The sequence below is a fragment of the Pseudomonas sp. R11F genome, assembly GCF_050312575.1.
GTDB lineage: Bacteria > Pseudomonadota > Gammaproteobacteria > Pseudomonadales > Pseudomonadaceae > Aquipseudomonas > Aquipseudomonas palleroniana.
Genome location: NZ_JBNPJU010000083.1, coordinates 1 through 1,463, shown reverse-complemented (window position 1 = coordinate 1,463; position 1,463 = coordinate 1). Strand labels below are relative to the sequence as shown.

Sequence of the window (1,463 nt, the reverse complement as noted above, 5' to 3'; positions counted from 1 at the left end):
ATCTTTTAGATGACGAAGTGGTTGATGCCATGCTTCCAAGAAAAGCTTCTAAGCTTCAGGTAACCAGGAACCGTACCCCAAACCGACACAGGTGGTTGGGTAGAGAATACCAAGGCGCTTGAGAGAACTCGGGTGAAGGAACTAGGCAAAATGGCACCGTAACTTCGGGAGAAGGTGCGCCGGTGAGGGTGAAGGACTTGCTCCGTAAGCCCATGCCGGTCGAAGATACCAGGCCGCTGCGACTGTTTATTAAAAACACAGCACTCTGCAAACACGAAAGTGGACGTATAGGGTGTGACGCCTGCCCGGTGCCGGAAGGTTAATTGATGGGGTTAGCTAACGCGAAGCTCTTGATCGAAGCCCCGGTAAACGGCGGCCGTAACTATAACGGTCCTAAGGTAGCGAAATTCCTTGTCGGGTAAGTTCCGACCTGCACGAATGGCGTAACGATGGCGGCGCTGTCTCCACCCGAGACTCAGTGAAATTGAAATCGCTGTGAAGATGCAGTGTATCCGCGGCTAGACGGAAAGACCCCGTGAACCTTTACTATAGCTTTGCACTGGACTTTGAATTTGCTTGTGTAGGATAGGTGGGAGGCTTTGAAGCGTGGACGCCAGTCTGCGTGGAGCCATCCTTGAAATACCACCCTGGCAACTTTGAGGTTCTAACTCAGGTCCGTTATCCGGATCGAGGACAGTGTATGGTGGGTAGTTTGACTGGGGCGGTCTCCTCCTAAAGAGTAACGGAGGAGTACGAAGGTGCGCTCAGACCGGTCGGAAATCGGTCGTAGAGTATAAAGGCAAAAGCGCGCTTGACTGCGAGACAGACACGTCGAGCAGGTACGAAAGTAGGTCTTAGTGATCCGGTGGTTCTGTATGGAAGGGCCATCGCTCAACGGATAAAAGGTACTCCGGGGATAACAGGCTGATACCGCCCAAGAGTTCATATCGACGGCGGTGTTTGGCACCTCGATGTCGGCTCATCACATCCTGGGGCTGAAGCCGGTCCCAAGGGTATGGCTGTTCGCCATTTAAAGTGGTACGCGAGCTGGGTTTAGAACGTCGTGAGACAGTTCGGTCCCTATCTGCCGTGGACGTTTGAGATTTGAGAGGGGCTGCTCCTAGTACGAGAGGACCGGAGTGGACGAACCTCTGGTGTTCCGGTTGTCACGCCAGTGGCATTGCCGGGTAGCTATGTTCGGAATAGATAACCGCTGAAAGCATCTAAGCGGGAAACTAGCCTCAAGATGAGATCTCACTGGAACCTTGAGTTCCCTGAAGGGCCGTCGAAGACTACGACGTTGATAGGTTGGGTGTGTAAGCGCTGTGAGGCGTTGAGCTAACCAATACTAATTGCCCGTGAGGCTTGACCATATAACACCCAAGCAATTTGAGTCGAAAGGCCAGATTGCGGTGTGTGAAGACGCTATGAACCGAAAGTTCGACGCTCACAAGACACCGACT

At 52.8% G+C, this 1,463-nt stretch carries 1 rRNA gene; it reads left to right on the top strand.

Annotated elements, in window-relative coordinates:
- A 23S ribosomal RNA gene (locus tag ACQRBV_RS27505) occupies positions 1-1,373 on the top strand; the annotation flags it as partial.
- Positions 1,374-1,463: the final 90 nt, after the last annotated feature.